This window comes from Pseudomonas sp. C32 (assembly GCF_030417915.1).
Classification (GTDB): Bacteria; Pseudomonadota; Gammaproteobacteria; order Pseudomonadales; family Pseudomonadaceae; genus Aquipseudomonas.
Genome location: NZ_JAUHUK010000006.1, coordinates 14,708 through 31,377, shown reverse-complemented (window position 1 = coordinate 31,377; position 16,670 = coordinate 14,708). Strand labels below are relative to the sequence as shown.

The following is a 16,670-nucleotide window of genomic DNA, read 5'->3' as shown; positions in this document are numbered from 1 at the left end:
GTTATTTCTGCGGTTCAGATCGGGTAGTGCCGCGGTCCATGCTGCAAGGTCACCCAGCGCAACTGGGTGAAATGCTCGATGGACGCCTTGCCGCCAAAGCTGCCGTAGCCGCTGGACTTGACCCCGCCGAAGGGCATTTGCGCTTCGTCGTGCACGGTCGGGCCATTGATATGACAGATGCCCGACTCGACCCGTTGGGCCAGCGCCAAAGCGCGCCCGGTGTCGCGGCTGAAGATCGCTGCCGACAATCCGAACTCGGAGTCGTTGGCCAGGCGCAGCAACGCTTCATCGCCCTCCCCGCGCAACATCACCGCCACCGGGCCGAAGGACTCTTCGCGGTACAGACGCATGGTTTCGTCGACGCCGTCGAGCAGGGTCGGCTGCAAAATGCTGCCTTCCAGCTGCCCGCCAATCACCAGCCGCGCACCCTTGGCGACGGCATCGTCGATCAGCGACTTGATGCGCGTGCCGGCACTGGCATCGACCAGTGAACCGAGCACCGAATCCGCCGCCGCAGGATCACCGGCGCGCAAGGTCTCGACCTTGGCCGCCAGTTTGGCGACGAAGGCATCGGCAACCTTGGCATCGACGATCAACCGTTCGGTGGACATGCAGATCTGGCCCTGATTGAAATACGCGCCGAAGGCTGCCGCCGCCACCGCTGCATCCAGGTCGGCATCATCGAGCACCAGCAACGGCGCTTTGCCGCCCAACTCAAGCAGCGCCGGTTTGAGGTGACGCGCCGAGAGTTCGCCGACAATGCGCCCGACGTGGGTTGAACCGGTGAAGTTGACCCGTCGCACCGCCGGGTTGGCGATCAGCCGTTCGACAATCGCCGCGGCATCGGCCGGGGCATTGCTGATGACGTTGACCACGCCATCGCCCAGACCTGCATCCTGCAGGACCTGACCGATCAACCGGTGCACGGCCGGGCTCAGTTCGGAAGCCTTGAGCACCACGGTATTGCCGCACGCCAGCGGCATGGCGATGGCACGGGTGGCGAGAATCACCGGGGCATTCCACGGGGCGATGCCCAGCACCACACCGCAGGGTTGGCGCAGGGCCATGGCAAAACTGCCGGGCACATCCGAAGGGATGACTTCGCCGTTGATCTGGGTGGTCATCGACGCCGCTTCACGCAGCATGTTGGCCGCCAGCCGCACGTTGAATCCGTACCAGTTGGCCATGGCCCCGGTCTCGCCGGCCGCTGCGATGAACTCGTCGCTGCGCGCCTGCAACTGCTCGGCGGCCTTGAGCAAACGGGTGCGACGTTCATTGGGCGCCAAAGCAGCCCAGGCGGGAAACGCCGCCTGAGCGGCAGCCACCGCGGCGTCGGCATCTTCCAGGGTGGCAGCGGCGACCCGCGACACCAATTCGCCGGTCACCGGGTTACGGCGTTCAAAGGTTCGACCGTCGCGGGCAGGAAGCGACTGGCCGCCAATCAACAGGGGCACGTCCAGCATGGTGATTCCTCTTTATTGTCTTTGTCGGGAATGCATTCGAGCGATACAGCGCGCCGGGGCGGACAGGCACCCGGCGATCAGTCTCAGCGCTTGTAGGCCTGCAGACCGGGCTTGATGCTCTTGTCGTCGAGGAACTGCTTCATGCCCTGCTCGCGGCCACCTTCGGTGTCGAGCAGCCGCGACTGGTCAAGCTTGGCGTACAGGTAGTCTTCGTTCTGCTCCCAGGTCAGCTCGCGGCAACGTTTGAAACCATGCTTGGCCGCACGCAGCACCACCGGGTTTTTCTCCAGCAGGTTGCGCGCCAGCTCGACAGTGACTTCACGCAGTTGCGCCAGCGGCACGCTTTCGTTGACCAGGCCCATCTCGGCGGCTTTCTGCCCACCGAAGGTCTTGCCGGTCATGATGTAGTACAGCGACTGACGATGGCCCACGGTGTCGGCCATGGCTTTGCTCACCAGGTTGCCCGGTGGAATGCCCCAGTTGATTTCCGAGAGGCCGAAGGTCGCTTCGTCGGCGCAGATCGCCAGGTCGCACGCCACCAATGGGCTGAAACCGCCACCGAAGCACCAGCCGTTGACCATCGCGATGGTCGGCTTGGCGTACATGCGCAGCAGTTTCCACTGCCATTGCGAGGCTTCGCGGCGGATTTTTTCCTGAAGGATTTCCGGGCCCGCATCCACTTCGCGGAAGTACTCCTTGAGGTCCATGCCCGCGGTCCAGGCGTCGCCGGCACCGGTCAGTACCAACACGCCGGCTGCCGGATCCTGCTCCAGGGTTTCCAGCACATCGATCATTTCGCGGTTGAGCGTCGGGCTCATGGCGTTGCGTTTTTCCGGGCGATTGAGGATGACCCACGCGATGCCTTCTTCCACTTCGACTTTGACGGTTGTCCAGCGACCTTCGTAATTGCTCATGGCGATGCTCTCTTGTTCTTGGCTTGAAGATGACTGGAAATTAAAGGAGCAATTTAGTTATGTCAATTAACTATTATTCAAATTAACCATTTTTCCTTCTCAGAAAAAAAGCCCTCACGCCCATCATCAATTACCACAGCCATAGCTATCGGTGGCCAACCCCGGCAAACTAGATAGCCTTGTTAACCTCTACTTCTTCAGGATTCACCTGCCATGGCCAAGTCTTCTCCTACCGCCGACCTGAGCGAGTCCCCGCCCGTCGATGCCCAGACGCAGGCACCGCTGGATTCAGCGCTGGACGATTTGATCGGGTACGCCATGCGCCGGGCTCAACTCAAACTGTTCCAGAACCTGATCGGTCGTCTTTCTGCCCACGATCTGCGCCCTGCCCAGTTCTCGGCCCTGGCGATCATCGACCAGAACCCCGGTCTGATGCAGGCCGACCTGGCCCGCGCATTGGCCATCGAGCCGCCCCAAGTGGTGCCGCTGCTCAACAAACTGGAAAGCCGCGCACTGGCGGTGCGGGTGCGCTGCAAACCGGACAAACGCTCCTATGGGATCTTCCTGAGCAAGACTGGCGAAACCCTGCTCAAGGAGCTCAAGCAGATCGCTGCGCAGAGCGATTTCGACTCCACGTCAGCGCTGACCGGCGGGGAACGCGAAGAACTGCTGCGCCTGCTGAAGAAGGTTTATCAGGACTGAACGGGAAATGCCGGCGCACCCCCGACGGGTGGCCGGCCAGGAACATCGAACAACCCGGCGCTACCAGATCGGCAAGGTGTAGAGCACCTGGAAGCGGGTCTGGTTTTCATCACGAAAGGCCGTACCGCTCGGGAAGTCATTGCGATAAATCGCCTTGCGCGCCAACAGCCCGACGTTTTTCAGCGGACCGCTCTGGATCACGTAACCCAGTTCCATCTGGAACTCGCGCTCCTTGCGGTCCTCGGCGTTGAAGGCCGCCAACTCGATATTGTCACCGCGCACGTAACGCAACCTTCCCTTCAAACCGGGCACCCCGGACGCCACGAAGTCGTAGTCATAGATCGCTTGCCAGGTGCGCTCCTTGGCATTGAGAAAATCCGAAGCCATGGTCTGTTCGCTCATGCCCATCAACTCGGTGCCGGAGATGTAGGGCGTTGCGGTGTCGCCGCTCGAATGCATGTAGCCAAGGCTCACACGGTGCCCGCCGAGGCGGTAGCCGAACAATGCCGAAAGGTTGATGTTGTCCACTTCACCCGCTTTGGCGGCGCCATCCTCACGGCTGAAAAAACTGCGCAAGTCAGTGGTGAACACACCTTCGCCGAGCGGCAGGTTGTGCAGCAGCGCCAGGGTGTCCTGTTGGTACAGGTCGGCCACCTCGGCATGGTAGGCGCGCAGACTGAGTTCTTTGTTGACCTGATAATCGCCCCCCACGTACGCCAGATGCGAGGTGGTGGCGGCGCCGTTGAATCGCCGGTTTGGCGTGGCGATGCTCATGGCCTGATAGTCCGTGGAATCGCGCTTGTTGATGCGATCGATGTAGCCGGTGTTGAAAGTCAGGCCGTCGAAATCTTTGGAACTGAGCGTGGTGCCGCGAAAGGTCTGTGGCAACAGGCGCGATGGGCTGGCGAAAGCGAACGGCAGGAAAATCGAGACATCGCCGCTCTTCACCGTGGATTGGGCAAATCTCAGTTTGGCCGTCGGGGCGAGCCGCGAATACTCATCCGCCGCACGCTTGTCGCTGGCCGACACCGGCAACAGCTCGGTGCCGCTGCGATCCGGCGCAGAGTCGAGCTTGACCCCCAGTAACCCACGAACGTCCAGGCCGAAACCCACAACCCCTTCGGTATAGCCCGACTCCATGCCCAGGATGAAACCCTGGGCCCATTCCCGCGCAGCGGATTTGGCCCCGCCATCCTTGTAGTCACGGTCCAGGTAGTAATTGCGCAGGGTCAAGTTGCCGTGGCTGTCCTCGATGAAACCCGCTGCATGCGAATGCAAGGGCTGGACGCTGAAGCCGAGAAGCGCCAGGAGCAACCCTGGATTAACGCGGGACACACAGGAAACAGACGCCGGTGCTTCGGCGTTGACGGGGTGTTTTGGCATGTTCGATATCCATTTTTATTGTTGTGCTGGATGCCTGACGACCACAGGGCAATCGGCTTCGTGGACAGAGAATGGAAACAGCCGAGGGTGATCGTCAATCGCAGATAGCCGATAATCGAACATTAATATTCTTATCTATTTTTAGGTAAAATCATCATAAATCAATCAATCGATTGTTTTTAAAGGTTTTTATTCAGTGAATTATGCCTTTTAAGAGGTCGTTCATTTTTTAGTTATATTTGTTATCTTAATCATCAGCCATTACATCCAGCGTGCCGGAGTGCAAAGGAATGGCTCGACTCCACAACAAAAACAACAACGAGGTTCACCCATGGACAGTCCATCGCGTCGCTCGACGCTGACTATCGCTTTGTGCTTTATCGTTGCGCTGATCGAAGGGTTCGATCTGCAAGCTGCCGGCACCGCTGCCGCCGGATTGCGCCAAAGCTTTGCCCTGGACCCGAAAATGATGGGCTGGGTCTTCAGTGCAGGGATCATCGGTTTGCTGCCCGGTGCATTTTTTGGCGGCTGGGGGGCCGATCGCATCGGCCGCAAGAAAATCCTGGTCGGCGCCGTGCTGCTGTTCGGCCTGTTCTCGCTCTGCACCGCCTATGTCGAAACCTACAGCGGTCTGTTGCTGGTGCGCTTCATGACCGGCCTGGGCCTGGGTGCCGCCCTGCCCAACCTGATTGCCTTGTGTGCCGAGGCCGTCAGCGAACGCAAACGCGGCACCGCCATCAGCGTCATGTATTGCGGCGTACCCTTGGGCGGCGCATTGGCGGCCGTAGTGGCGATGTTCTCCAGCGAACACTGGCAGACCACCTTTATCATCGGCGGCCTGACGCCTTTGCTGGTGGTGCCGTTGATGGCCCTGCTGTTGCCCGAATCCACGGCGTTCCGCCAGCAACATGTCACGACCGAAGGCCCCCGCTCTTCCACCGGCCGGGCGCTGTTCGGCGAAGGTCGCGCGCGCAACACCCTGGCCTTGTGGCTAAGCTACTTCTTCACCCTGACCGTGATGTACATGCTGCTCAACTGGCTGCCGTCGCTGCTGTTGGCGCAGGGTTTCACCAAACCCCAGGCCGGCATGGTGCAGATGTTGTTCAACATTGGCGGTGCGATCGGCTCGCTGCTGGGCGGTATGCTGCTCGACCGTGGCAACGGCCTGAAGGTCGTACTGTTCGTGTACGCCGGTTTGCTGGCGGCACTGGCCGGAGTCGGCCTGTCGGTGGGTATTGTGCAAATGGCGATTGCCGGGTTTGCGGTCGGGCTGTTTGTCATGGCAGCGCAACTGGTGCTGTACGCCCTGGCGCCTCCGTCCTACCCGACCTCGGTACGCGCCACCGGTGTCGGTGCAGCGGTGGCCATCGGTCGTCTGGGTTCGGTCGCCGGGCCTTTGGCCGCCGGGCAGATTCTCGCCGCGGGCGCAGGTACTGCCGGAGTGCTGCTGGCGACTTCACCGGGACTGGTGATTGCGGCGCTGTCGATCATCACCGTGATTGCCCGTAGCGGAGCCAGCACCGAGGCGCAACCGGAAGCTGCAAACTGACTGCATTTGATGAACCAGTGGCGAGGGAGCTTGCTCCCGCTGGGCAGCGAAGCGGCCCCGGCTCTTCATCTGAAAAGCAGGGACTGCTGCGCAGTCCAGCGGGAGCAAGCTCCCTCGCCACACTATTTTGTTTAGTCTCAGGCTGCGATCTTTTGATCTTCGACATGCACACCAAATTTCAGGCAAAAAAAATCCCAGGCAGCTGATGGACGCCCGGGATTTAAAAATGCATAAACCGTGGTGGTGAACGCGGCGCGGATATTACGGAATATTTCAGCCTGTAACAAGATATTTTTACTCACTATCCAGTTACTAACCTTTATAAGCCTTTAAATATCCACACATTTTCTATGCCCCATCACAGGAACCAACGGTACTCACGCGCACTGATGTCATGCAGAAATGCCAGATGATCCTGACGCTTGTTTTCGCAGTAAACATCCACGAACTCCGCGCCCAGGCCTTCGCGCAGTGGCGCATGGTTTTGCATGGACTGCACGGCGTCGAGCATTTCCAACGGAAATTCGATACCACTGGTACGGTCTTCGTTGAGCGGTGCAATCGGCTCTCGCTCCCCTTCCAGCCCTTGCTCCAATCCCACCAGAATGGCTGCGAGTGCCAGGTACGGGTTGGCATCGGCGCCCGCCAGGCGATGTTCGATACGTAGATTCTTGAGGTCTGACTCGGGTATCCGCAGGCACGCATCCCGGTCTTCAAAGCCCCAACTGGCACGGGACGCGACGTTCACTGTGCCGCTCAAGCGGCGCAAGGCGTTGTGGTTCGGCGCAAAAATCGGCATGCAGTGCGGTAACACGTCCAGGCAACCGGCCACGGCGTGACGCAACGCGCGCTGACCGTTCGCAGCCAACAGGTTGTTGCCGGCCTTGTCGTACAGGCTCACGTGCACGTGCATGCCGCTGCCCGGGTGCTGCAAATAAGGTTTGGCCATGAAACTGGCGCGGTAGTTGTGTTTGAGCGCCACGCCCCGGGTGCTGCGGCAAAACAGGGCCGCCCAGTCGGCGGCGCGCAGGCCGTCATCGCAATGCCCGAAATTGATTTCGAATTGACCGGGGCCAAGTTCGGCGGTGATCACCGTGGCATCGACGCCCTGAGCCCTTGCGGTCTCGACCATTTCATCAAGCACCGGAGCGAACCGCGACAGGCGTTCGATGTGCATGTTCGGCTGGTCATCCGCGTCGCCGGTCAGGTCATCGCGGGGGAACTGCGGCAGACCCTCCTTCAAGCGGCTGTCAAACAGATAGAACTCCAGCTCGAACGCCACCACCGGAAAAATACCTTTGCGGTGCAGGCGTCCCAGTACCTGCGCCAGCACTTCGCGGGGTTCGAATTCGATGGGCTTTTCGGTACCGTCCGAGGTAATCAACATCTGGCCCAGGGGCTGCTTTTCCCAGCTCACCAATTTCAGCGTGCCGGGCACCAGACGGCGCAGCGCGTCCGGGTCACCGTCGTTGAAGCAGTAGTCACCGATCTTGAACAACCCACCCTGCGTCCCCAGCAGCACGCAGTTTTGCGGCAACTTGAGTGCACTGCCCGCCGCGACTTTTTCCAGCATTTCAATCGGGTAGCGCTTGCCGTAGAAATGCCCCGGGATGTCCAGGGAGATGAGGTCGACGTATCGCACTTCGGGGTTGCAGTGGCGGAAGTTGCGAACCTCGGCCAGCAGTTCAGAGCACACAGCATCCATCATTTCATTCCTTGTTGTTTTCAGGTGTAAACCCAAAGCACGCGGGTCGGTTGATCGGAAAGGTTGCCGTAGCGGCAGTGCGCATGGCTGGCCAGTTGAAAGCTGTCGCCGGTTCGCAGGGTCACCGGGGCGTTGTCATCGAGCCACAGGGTCAACTCCCCTTCCAGCACGTAACCGCCCTGCTCGGAGCTGTCCTTCATGTGCCGGTCACCGCTGCTGGCGCCGGGTTCGAGCTGGCTTTCGAGCATCGAAAACGACGCGCGCATCTTGGGCGAGACCAGGATGTCGGTGATGCCGTCGGCGTAGTACAACGTGCGACGCTCATCCGGGCGGGTGACCCACGGCAACGCCATGGGCTTGGGCAGGCTGTAGAAATACGTGGTCGGCACGCCCAGGGTTTCGCTGATGGCGGTCAAGTCCGCCACGGTCGGGCGCGACAGTCCACGCTCGACCTGGGACAGGAATCCGACGGAGCGACCGATTTTGTCCGCCAGCTCCTTGAGCGTGTACTTTTTATGCTTGCGCAGGTCCTGGATCAGGATCGCCAGCGCCGAGATTTCTTCTTGCATGTCCATCTAGAGGCTTCCAGAAAGTGTCGCTTCAAATGCTGTCGCGCAGCCGATACCAGGCCTTGCCGATGGCTTCCAGCGGTGCCGCGAAGTATTTACCGCCGGGAAAACTGCCGTTGTTCAAGCCTTGGTACAGGGACAACTCGTCCGGCTGGCCCAGAATTGCGTCGGAGATCGCCCGCGCCCCGGCCAGTGTCGGCAGCACGCCATGCCCGGAGTAGCCCTGCATCCAGTACAGACCGCCGCGACGGCCAAGATCCGGGGTGCGCTTGAGGGTCAGGTCGATGTGCCCGCCCCAGGCGAACTCCAACTCGACACCGGTGAGCTGGGGAAATACGCGTTCGAGAAACGGCCGGGTAGCGGCGGCGATGTCCCTGGGCATGCCGCCCAGATAGGTGCAGCCACCGCCGAACAGCAGGCGGTTGTCCGGCGTGCGCCGAAAGTAATCGAGGACGAACTGATTGTCGGTGACGCACACATTGCTTGGCAGCAACGCAGTGGCCAGATCCTTCGTCAGCGGCTCGGTTGCGACCTGATAGGTGCCGACCGGCAACACGCAACTCGCCAGCTGCGGATCAAGTTGATCGAGGTAAGCGTTGCACGCCAGCACCAACACATCGGCGCGAATACGGCCGCGCTCGGTGGTCACCACGTACCCGTCACCCTCCTCGCGATAGTTCAGCGCCTTGCTGAGTTCATGGATGCGGCCACCGGCCTGCTCGATGGCATCCGCCAGGCCGAGGGCCAGTTTCAACGGATTCAAATGCCCGCCTTCGGGATCGAACAATCCGGCCTGATAACGCGCACTGGCCACCCACTGCGGTAAATCACGGCGCTCGATAAATTGCAGGCCGTCGTGGCCCCACTTGTGGCTGGCCTCGTGCTGCCACTCGGTCAGCAGGTTCACCCGGCGCGGCATCACCGACGTCCACAGGTGGCCGGCGCGGTAGTCGCAATCAAAACCATGGCGTCCGGGCAAATCGCGCAGCTCCCGCGCCGCCCAACGCATGCCGTCCCACAAACGCCGCGCCCGTTCATAGCCCAGCGCCGCTTCCAGCGGTGGCATGTCGCACGACCAACCGAGAATGGCCTGGCCGCCATTGCGCCCGGAAGCCGCCCAGGCGACCCGACTGGCTTCCAGCACCGTGACGCGCTTGCCGGCCAACGCCAGGCGCAAGGCCGTATGCAATCCGCTGAAACCGGCGCCGATGATCACCACGTCGGTGTCCTGCTCGCCTTCCAGCGCCGCGCGATCTACCAGCCGATCAGTGCACGTGTGGGCGTAGTAACTGGCGACATGCTGCGTAGACTGCTGAAACATACGGCCCCATGAAATTTTCTATTTATAATTTCATGAAAAGTTACACGATAAATTTCACGCAAGCAATTCGAGCCAAAAAAATCCCGCCCGGGAGAGTCCGGGCGGGATTTTTCGGTTCAGTCACGCGTATCAGGCAATCGGAAGACGCAAAGCCCCGCCGGAGTTCGGCGTTGAAGTGGAAAACTGGATGAGCGATCGGCGGGAAAAGAAAAGCGCAACTCAAGACGCCCCGCTCATCCCGGTGACCACTCTCGGCGATTGATGCTTAAAGACAGTCGCGCACCGCTTGACGCAGTGCGCCTGATTTCGCCCAGGGTGGTCCCTGATACAGCGACACCCGGCTACCGTCCTTGGACTTGACGATGTCGAGCACTTCGTCAGCGCTGATCATGCCTGGCGCGGTTATCCGGTAACCGTTGGAAATCGAAACCTGGCTCGTCTTCGATACCTCATGCTGCCAAAGTGGCAATACGCACGCCGCAAACTCCTTGGGCGGCTTTTCACTGTATTTGCTGACATTCGGTTCACCCGGCACCACTGACGCTGGCAACGAACACCCGGCCAGCAACGCCAGCACGCTTCCCCCCATCAACATCCTCATGATGTGTCCTTAATTCCTGAAAAAGAAAATGTAGCGCGTCGCCGCTTGGTCATCTATCAGCCAATCATATTGTCAGCGGCTGTCATGGATGCCATTTCTGATGTTTAGTTCCTCTCGTTAAGATAGGCCATCCATCGTTCATACGCTTCATGCTGCCATCGGGTAACCCGCTCCCACTCCGGCCCGCTGAGTTGATGGGCTGAAATCAGCTTCATCATCTCGGTGGTGGACGCGTTCAGATCATTCATCAACTCATGGGCCCGGGCCCTGAATTCATCGGTAGTGGTCATTTGACGTCGCCCCGCCCTGCTGAAATGCCTGCACGTGAGTAGGACAGCGGATTCGACCGTTCGCGTGCATTTTCCCGACCAAAGGGAACCTCGATCAATCAGACAAATACAACGTCCCGACCCGCAAACAGGTCTAAAATTTTGGAGTGCAGAATAAGGAGATCGACATGTGGCTTAACGAACAGGAACAGCAGCTTCGGCGCGATCTGCAAGGGCTCGCATCCGATTTACGCTGGTCAGCGGTGGAGCTTTTACGTATCGAGCAACAATTGCGGCTGGCCGGGAATGAAGCCGATGCGCAAGCCGTCCAGAGGCTGTGTGCGCTATTCCAGGGCGATGAAGAAAAACTGTCGGGCTATGCCGAGGAAGTGAAGGCCAAACTCATCAGCCGGAACCGGCAAGAGCAAGGCGCAAGTCCCAAAGACGCATGACAAAAGCCCCAGCGAACCGGGGCTTAAAAGCTGCTTCATTGTGTCTGCTGGTTGCCCGAAGACTTGCCGGCGCGAGCGCGGGCCTTGTAGCCGGGTAACGAGGCGGCAAACGCCAGCGCTTCCTCCCGGCTGTCGAACGAGCCAAGCCGGTCACCCTGGGTGCAAACCCGCCAGGGACCGTTGTTTACGCTGAGTACGTCGTAACCGTTCATGTGCATTTTATTCAGCATCGGTACGCTCATGGTCACCTCCTTCTCGACAGTGATATCAGGTGGACTTGCTTACCTTACACCCACCGTTCTCCAAAATACCGACCAGACGTCGCCGCATAAATTCCTCATTTAAATTGCACTGCGAGCGGTAAATTCAGCTCAAACTGCTTCGACAACAGCGCATAGGGGCTCGGCCCTGATGTTGCAATTTTGTGCCTGCTCGATGACATGTCGGGGTAACCCATGAAAATTCGCGCAACGGTCATTTGTGAGCAGGACCGGCACGTGCTTCTGGTGCGCAAGGCGGGAAGTCGCTGGACGTTGCCGGGCGGCAAGGTCGAATGGGGGGAAACCGTGGCCGGCGCTGCCGTCCGCGAACTGGAGGAAGAAACCGGGTTGCACGTTGATGAGCTGGTTTACCTGATGGAATTCGAATCAGGCAGCACGCGACACCACGTCTATGAGGTGTCGGTGCTGAACCTGCATCAGGCCCGGCCGCAAAACGAGATCATCGATTGCCTCTGGCATCCGCTGGAAACGGTTCACAACCTGAACATCAGCGACGCAACGCAGAGCATCGTCAGAGCGTTTCTGCGTCGCCTGTAGCCCCAGCGAACGTTAACCCAGGTCGCCACCGCCCACGGGCATGACCATGCCTGTGATGTAAGACGCCTCGTCGCTGGCCAAAAACAGAATGGCGCCAACCTGCTCATCCAGCGTGCCGTAGCGCTTCATCAAACTGCTGTCCAGGGTTTGATCGACGATTTGCTGATACCAGACCTTCTCCTGCTCACTCTGCTCGGCGTCGTTGCGGGGAATACGCCGCGGTGGCGCTTCGGTGCCACCGGGCGCCGTGGCGTTGACTCGCACACCGCGGCCGGCGGTTTCGAACGCCAGACAGGCAGTCAGCGCATTCACCCCGCCCTTCGCCGCACCGTACGGCACGCGGTTGACGCTGCGCGTGGCAATGGACGAAACGTTGACGATCGCGCCACTGCCCTGCTCCAGCATGACCGGCAGCGCGGCGTGGCAGCACCACAACGTCGGAAACAACGAACGACGGACCTCAGCCTCGATCTGCGACGCTTCGTAGTGCTCGAACGGCTTGGCCCAGATCGTACCGCCGACGTTATTGACCAGCACATCGAGGCGCCCGAAATGCTTGACGGCGGCTTGCATCACGCGGCTGCATTCTTCGTATTGCTCGAGGTCGGCGGTCAGGGCCAGGACCTGAGTGGTCGGTGCCAGCTGTTGTTGCACTTCGAACACCAGGTCTGAACGATCCACCAGGATCAGCTTCGCCCCTTCGGCGGCCATACGCTCGGCCACCCGGCGCCCGATGCCTTGGGCTGCGCCGGTGATCAGCGCGACTTTTTCGTGGAATCTGTTCATGAACACCTCAAGATCTGAATGACGACACCGGACCCCGTAGGAGCGTCGCAGCAGAGAAAACTCACGCCGCGCTGGCGGCGAATTTCTCAAAGTAGAAGTTCGCAGGCTTGATGCCTTGCTCGCGGATGAACTGGCTGACCGCCTCGACCATCGGCGGCGGGCCGCACAGGTAGACGTCGACGTCGCCATCGTTCAGATGCTTTGGCTCGATGTGCTGGGTCACGTAGCCCTTGAGCGGGTGCTGGCTGTCCGGGCTGGCGACGCAAGCGCTGAAGCTGAAATTCGGGATGCGCGCAGCGAAGCCTTCCAGGCGATCGAGTTCCACCAGGTCGAAATCATGGGTCACGCCGTAGATCAGATGCAGCGGATGATCGCTGCCCTGCTCGGCGATTTTCTCCAGCATGGCAGTGAACGGCGCCAACCCGGTGCCACCGGCCAGCAACAACAGCGGACGGCGAATGTCGCGCAGATAAAAACTGCCCAAAGGACCGGCCAGGCTGATGTTGTCGCCCGCCTTGGCCATGCCGGTGAGGAAACTGCTCATCAAACCGCCCGGCACGTTGCGAATCAGAAAACTGACCTCGCCGTCGCGCTGCAACGAGCTGAACGAATAGGCGCGGGTCTGCTCGCTGCCGGGAATCTCCAGGTTCACATATTGCCCCGGCAGAAACGCCAGTTTGCTCAGGGCTTCGCCCTTGATCGACAGCGCGATGGTGCTGTCGGACAACTGGCGCACCGCGCTGATGGTCGCGTCGTAGCTGGCCTGGCGGGTACGGCAGACCTCGGAGGATGTCGGTACGCGCACCACGCAATCGCTCTGGGCGCGCATCTGGCAGGTCAGGACAAAACCCTGAGCGGCCTCTTCAGGGCTGAGGGCGTCTTCGATGTATTCCTCACCCAGATCGTAGCGACCGGCTTCGGCAAAACACTTGCAGGTGCCGCAGGCGCCGTCGCGGCAATCCAGCGGAATATTGATGCCCTGGCGGTACGCGGCGTCGGCCACGGTTTCGCCGACATTGGCGTCGATGAACCGAGTGACGCCGTCTTCGAAATTGAACGCAATGGAATGGGTCATGACGGCAGTCTCACAAGTGGTAAACATCGATGACCTGGCGAACGTAGTCGTTCTTCAGGATCACTTTCTTGGCCTTGATCAGCGGATTCTCACCGCGCACGTCGAGGGTGTAGAAACTGCTGCCGAAATAGCTGTCGACGGTCTTGTAGCGAAAACTCAGGGTGTGCCAGTTGAAGCGCACCTTGCACAGTCCGTCGGCCTGTTCGAGCAGCTCGATGTTGCTGATGTTGTGGGACGTGCGGGTGTCCGGCACGCTGGCGCTGGAGCGCTCGGTCTTGATACGGAAGATGCGATCTTCCAGGCCTGTGCGGTTGCCGTACCAGATCAGCGAGATCTCCCGCTGCGGGTCTTCGGTCAACTCGTCGTTGTCGTCCCAGGACGGCATCCAGTACGTCGCGTCGGGGGCGTACATTTCCAGCCATTCGTCCCATTGACGGTCGTCGAGGTAGCGCGCTTCGCGGTAGAGGAAATCGCGCACTGCTTCATAGGAAATGCTCATTGCACGTCCTCCACGGCAATCAGCTTCGACTGCTCGGCCGCCAGGGCCTTGAGCATGGTTTGCTGCCAGTATTTGTGTTGCAGCACGAACAGGCCTTCATCTTCGGTGCGCACGCCACTGAGCAGCGGATGCAGGTCGATTTCCTTGGCTGCATCGTCGGCGCCTTCGATCCAGTGTTCAGCGCCACGGGACATGTCGTTCCAGGTGGTAACGCTGCCCTGATAGCTGGTCTGGCAGGAGCGGAACTCCTCCAGATCGTCCGGCGTGGCCATGCCGCTGACGTTGAAGAAATCCTCGTACTGACGAATCCGGCTGGAACGGGCGTGGTCGCTTTCACCTTTGGGGGCGATGCAATAAATGGTGATTTCCGTGCGGTTGACCGAGATCGGCCGGGCGATGCGGATCTGCGAGCTGAACTGATCCATCAGGTACACGTTCGGGTACAGGCACAGGTTGCGCGAGTTCTCGATCATCCAGTCGGCGCGGGCCTTGCCGAAGTCTTGCGCCAGCTCATCGCGGCGCTCGTACAACGGACGGTCCTCGGGGTTGGACCAACGGGTCCAGAGCAGCATGTGGCCCTTGTCGAAGGAATAGAAACCACCGCCCTGCTTGGCCCACGAACCGGCGCTCATGGTCGGGTTGGTGTCACCCGCTTCACGCTGTTTGCGCTGGTTCTGGGTGGCCGCGTAGTTCCAGTGCACGGAGCTGACGTGGTAGCCGTCGGCGCCGTTTTCGGCGGTGAGTTTCCAGTTGCCTTCGTAGATATAGCTCGAGGAACCGCGCAGCACTTCCAGGCCATCGGCGGACTGGTCGACGATCATGTCGATGATCTTCGCCGACTCGCCCAGGTGCTCGACCAGTGGCACTACATCGGCTTTCAGGCTGCCGAACAGGAAGCCGCGATAGGACTCGAAACGCGCCACCTTGGTCAGGTCGTGGGAGCCTTCGCAGTTGAAGCTAGACGGGTAACCGGCATTGGCCGGGTCTTTGACTTTGAGCAGCTTGCCGGAGTTGTTGAAGGTCCAGCCGTGGAACGGGCAGGTGTAGGAGCTCTTGTTGCCGGACTTGTGCCGGCACAGGGTCGCACCGCGATGGCTGCAGGCGTTGATGAAGGCGTTGAGCACACCGTCCTTGTTACGCGCGATGAAGATCGACTGGCGCCCCATGGTGGTGGTGTAGAAATCGTTGAGGTTGGGGATCTGGCTTTCGTGGGCCAGATACAGCCAGTTGCCCTCGAAGATGTGTTCCATCTCCAGATCGAACAACCGGGGGTCGGTGAACATCTCGCGTTTACAGCGATAGAGACCCTGCTCGGGATCGTCTTCAAGCAGGGAATGCACATATTCGGGTCGCAGGGTCATGGCCGCCGCCTCCATTGTTATTGTTCAGGCAGGGGTCATGCTAGGGCGGGGCGATGAGGCGGACTATCCGCGGGGTGCAGACCTTTATCCGTTTTGTGCAGGGCTTGGGATGGACACCGATCCTTGTAGGGGCTGGCTTGCCAGCGATGGCTGCGTGTCAGACACATCAGTATCGACAGTCAAGCCGCTATCGCTGGCAAGCCAGCTCCTACAAGGGATCGGGTTGATTCAGTGGCGGCGTTTGAGGGTATCGGACGGCAATTCGCCGAACTGTTTGCGGTAGCTGTCGGAGAACCGGCCCAAGTGCAGGAAGCCGTAATCCATCGCCACTTCGGTGACGTTACGCACGTTACAGGTCGGGTCGCTCAGGCAGGCGTTGATGCGCTCAAGGCGCTTCTGACGCAGGTAGTTTTTCGGCGTAAGGCCGGCATTGCGTTCGAACAACCCATACAGCGAGCGCAGGCTCATGTGCGCCTGACGCGCCAGTGCTTCGCTGTCGATGTCCTGCTTGAGGTTATTGGCGATGTAATCGGCAATCGCATCGAACGTGGCTGTCTGCGAGCCGAGTTCGAGGCGACAGACATTGGTTTTCATCAGGCTGAGCATCTTGCTGACGATGATCTGCGTGTAGTGCTCCTGCACCCTGGGAATCTGCTCGGTGGATTCAGCCTCCTGGCAAATCATCGCCAGCAGATTGACGAAGCCCTCGAGTTCACCCAGTTGATAACGGTTTTCCAGAAACCGCACGCCCTGCCCCGGATACTGCCAGCGCTGCTCATCGCAGACTGACTCGAACAAACGGGTGGGGACTTTGAGGATGAATTTTTCGCAATCGTCGGAGTACGTCAGGTCCACCGGATCGTCGGGGTTGATCAGCAACAACTCACCGGGGGCGAAATAATGTTCCTGGCCGTGGCCACGCCACAGGCAATTGCCGCGCAGTAGCACTTGCAGGTGATAGATGTTTTCCAGTGCGCCAGAGGTTACCCGCACGCTGGCGCCGTAGCTGATGCGGCACAGGTCGAGACTGGCGAACTTGCGATGATCGAGGCTGGCCAGCGGGCTGCCGGCACGGGGCATGAGAATGCAGTGGTTACCGACGTGCTGATTGACGTAGCCGGACACCGCATACGGGTCGGCATGGTCGAATACTCTGCTGCGCTGACTCAACAGTTGAGCTTGCATCATCGGGTCACTCTCATT

General features: G+C 60.0%; 19 protein-coding genes. 4 read left to right on the top strand and 15 right to left on the bottom strand.

Annotated features, from left to right (window positions below):
• Nucleotides 1–14: 14 nt before the first annotated feature.
• Nucleotides 15–1,463: an aldehyde dehydrogenase gene (locus tag QYH43_RS08755; protein ID WP_095056894.1), complete on the bottom strand. Its 1,449-nt coding sequence runs from the start codon at nucleotides 1,461–1,463 to the stop codon at nucleotides 15–17.
• Between the two features lie 83 nt (nucleotides 1,464–1,546).
• On the bottom strand, nucleotides 1,547–2,377 hold the full coding sequence (locus QYH43_RS08750) for a p-hydroxycinnamoyl CoA hydratase/lyase (RefSeq protein ID WP_095056895.1): 831 nt from the start codon (nucleotides 2,375–2,377) through the stop codon (nucleotides 1,547–1,549).
• A 213-nt stretch (nucleotides 2,378–2,590) separates the two neighbouring features.
• Here QYH43_RS08750 and QYH43_RS08745 point away from each other — a divergent pair, with 213 nt between their 5' ends.
• Nucleotides 2,591–3,079, top strand: coding sequence for a MarR family transcriptional regulator (locus QYH43_RS08745; protein ID WP_095056896.1), 489 nt, complete (start codon nucleotides 2,591–2,593; stop codon nucleotides 3,077–3,079).
• Between the two features lie 60 nt (nucleotides 3,080–3,139).
• Here QYH43_RS08745 and QYH43_RS08740 read toward each other — a convergent pair whose 3' ends face one another.
• A complete protein-coding gene (locus tag QYH43_RS08740; protein WP_095056897.1) occupies nucleotides 3,140–4,462 on the bottom strand; it encodes an OprD family porin in 1,323 nt (440 codons plus the stop codon).
• Nucleotides 4,463–4,793: 331 nt separating this feature from the next.
• On the opposite strand from QYH43_RS08740, the gene mhpT reads away from it, so the two are divergent.
• The gene (gene mhpT / locus QYH43_RS08735; RefSeq protein ID WP_367316887.1) at nucleotides 4,794–6,011 is read left to right on the top strand and encodes a 3-(3-hydroxy-phenyl)propionate transporter MhpT; all 1,218 of its coding nucleotides are present in this window, start codon (nucleotides 4,794–4,796) and stop codon (nucleotides 6,009–6,011) included.
• Nucleotides 6,012–6,148: 137 nt separating this feature from the next.
• On the opposite strand, the gene QYH43_RS08730 is transcribed toward mhpT, so the two are convergent.
• The 6 genes from QYH43_RS08730 to QYH43_RS08705 all read right to left on the bottom strand — a co-directional run bounded on the left by QYH43_RS08730 (nucleotide 6,149) and on the right by QYH43_RS08705 (nucleotide 10,497).
• Nucleotides 6,149–6,313, bottom strand: coding sequence for a hypothetical protein (locus QYH43_RS08730; protein WP_159953414.1), 165 nt, complete (start codon nucleotides 6,311–6,313; stop codon nucleotides 6,149–6,151).
• A 56-nt stretch (nucleotides 6,314–6,369) separates the two neighbouring features.
• Nucleotides 6,370–7,716: a glutamine synthetase family protein gene (locus tag QYH43_RS08725; RefSeq protein ID WP_095056899.1), complete on the bottom strand. Its 1,347-nt coding sequence runs from the start codon at nucleotides 7,714–7,716 to the stop codon at nucleotides 6,370–6,372.
• Between the two features lie 20 nt (nucleotides 7,717–7,736).
• Nucleotides 7,737–8,291, bottom strand: coding sequence for a helix-turn-helix domain-containing protein (locus tag QYH43_RS08720; protein WP_095056900.1), 555 nt, complete (start codon nucleotides 8,289–8,291; stop codon nucleotides 7,737–7,739).
• A 25-nt stretch (nucleotides 8,292–8,316) separates the two neighbouring features.
• Nucleotides 8,317–9,606 (bottom strand): FAD-binding oxidoreductase, encoded by a 1,290-nt coding sequence (locus QYH43_RS08715; RefSeq protein ID WP_095056901.1) that lies wholly within the window; start codon nucleotides 9,604–9,606, stop codon nucleotides 8,317–8,319.
• Between the two features lie 265 nt (nucleotides 9,607–9,871).
• Complete coding sequence (locus tag QYH43_RS08710) at nucleotides 9,872–10,207, bottom strand: hypothetical protein (RefSeq protein WP_095056902.1); 336 nt, start codon at nucleotides 10,205–10,207, stop codon at nucleotides 9,872–9,874.
• Nucleotides 10,208–10,311: 104 nt separating this feature from the next.
• Complete coding sequence (locus QYH43_RS08705; protein WP_095056903.1) at nucleotides 10,312–10,497, bottom strand: hypothetical protein; 186 nt, start codon at nucleotides 10,495–10,497, stop codon at nucleotides 10,312–10,314.
• A 167-nt stretch (nucleotides 10,498–10,664) separates the two neighbouring features.
• Here QYH43_RS08705 and QYH43_RS08700 point away from each other — a divergent pair, with 167 nt between their 5' ends.
• Nucleotides 10,665–10,928, top strand: coding sequence for a hypothetical protein (locus QYH43_RS08700; protein WP_095056904.1), 264 nt, complete (start codon nucleotides 10,665–10,667; stop codon nucleotides 10,926–10,928).
• A 35-nt stretch (nucleotides 10,929–10,963) separates the two neighbouring features.
• On the opposite strand, the gene QYH43_RS08695 is transcribed toward QYH43_RS08700, so the two are convergent.
• Nucleotides 10,964–11,170 (bottom strand): SPOR domain-containing protein, encoded by a 207-nt coding sequence (locus QYH43_RS08695; RefSeq protein ID WP_095056905.1) that lies wholly within the window; start codon nucleotides 11,168–11,170, stop codon nucleotides 10,964–10,966.
• Between the two features lie 213 nt (nucleotides 11,171–11,383).
• Here QYH43_RS08695 and QYH43_RS08690 point away from each other — a divergent pair, with 213 nt between their 5' ends.
• Complete coding sequence (locus QYH43_RS08690) at nucleotides 11,384–11,746, top strand: NUDIX hydrolase (protein WP_095056906.1); 363 nt, start codon at nucleotides 11,384–11,386, stop codon at nucleotides 11,744–11,746.
• Between the two features lie 12 nt (nucleotides 11,747–11,758).
• On the opposite strand, the gene QYH43_RS08685 is transcribed toward QYH43_RS08690, so the two are convergent.
• The 5 genes from QYH43_RS08685 to QYH43_RS08665 all read right to left on the bottom strand — a co-directional run bounded on the left by QYH43_RS08685 (nucleotide 11,759) and on the right by QYH43_RS08665 (nucleotide 16,655).
• Nucleotides 11,759–12,532: a 1,6-dihydroxycyclohexa-2,4-diene-1-carboxylate dehydrogenase gene (locus tag QYH43_RS08685; protein WP_095056907.1), complete on the bottom strand. Its 774-nt coding sequence runs from the start codon at nucleotides 12,530–12,532 to the stop codon at nucleotides 11,759–11,761.
• Between the two features lie 61 nt (nucleotides 12,533–12,593).
• Nucleotides 12,594–13,607, bottom strand: coding sequence for a benzoate 1,2-dioxygenase electron transfer component BenC (gene benC / locus QYH43_RS08680; protein WP_095056908.1), 1,014 nt, complete (start codon nucleotides 13,605–13,607; stop codon nucleotides 12,594–12,596).
• Nucleotides 13,608–13,617: 10 nt separating this feature from the next.
• Nucleotides 13,618–14,106 carry a benzoate 1,2-dioxygenase small subunit gene (gene benB, locus QYH43_RS08675; protein ID WP_095056909.1) on the bottom strand — a complete coding sequence of 163 codons (489 nt, stop codon included), beginning with the start codon at nucleotides 14,104–14,106 and terminating at the stop codon, nucleotides 13,618–13,620.
• Nucleotides 14,103–15,467 (bottom strand): benzoate 1,2-dioxygenase large subunit, encoded by a 1,365-nt coding sequence (benA, locus tag QYH43_RS08670; protein ID WP_301156889.1) that lies wholly within the window; start codon nucleotides 15,465–15,467, stop codon nucleotides 14,103–14,105. The genes benB and benA overlap by 4 nt, the downstream gene beginning before the upstream one ends.
• 228 nt (nucleotides 15,468–15,695) lie before the next feature.
• On the bottom strand, nucleotides 15,696–16,655 hold the full coding sequence (locus tag QYH43_RS08665; protein ID WP_095152770.1) for an AraC family transcriptional regulator: 960 nt from the start codon (nucleotides 16,653–16,655) through the stop codon (nucleotides 15,696–15,698).
• Between the last annotated feature and the right edge of the window lie 15 nt (nucleotides 16,656–16,670).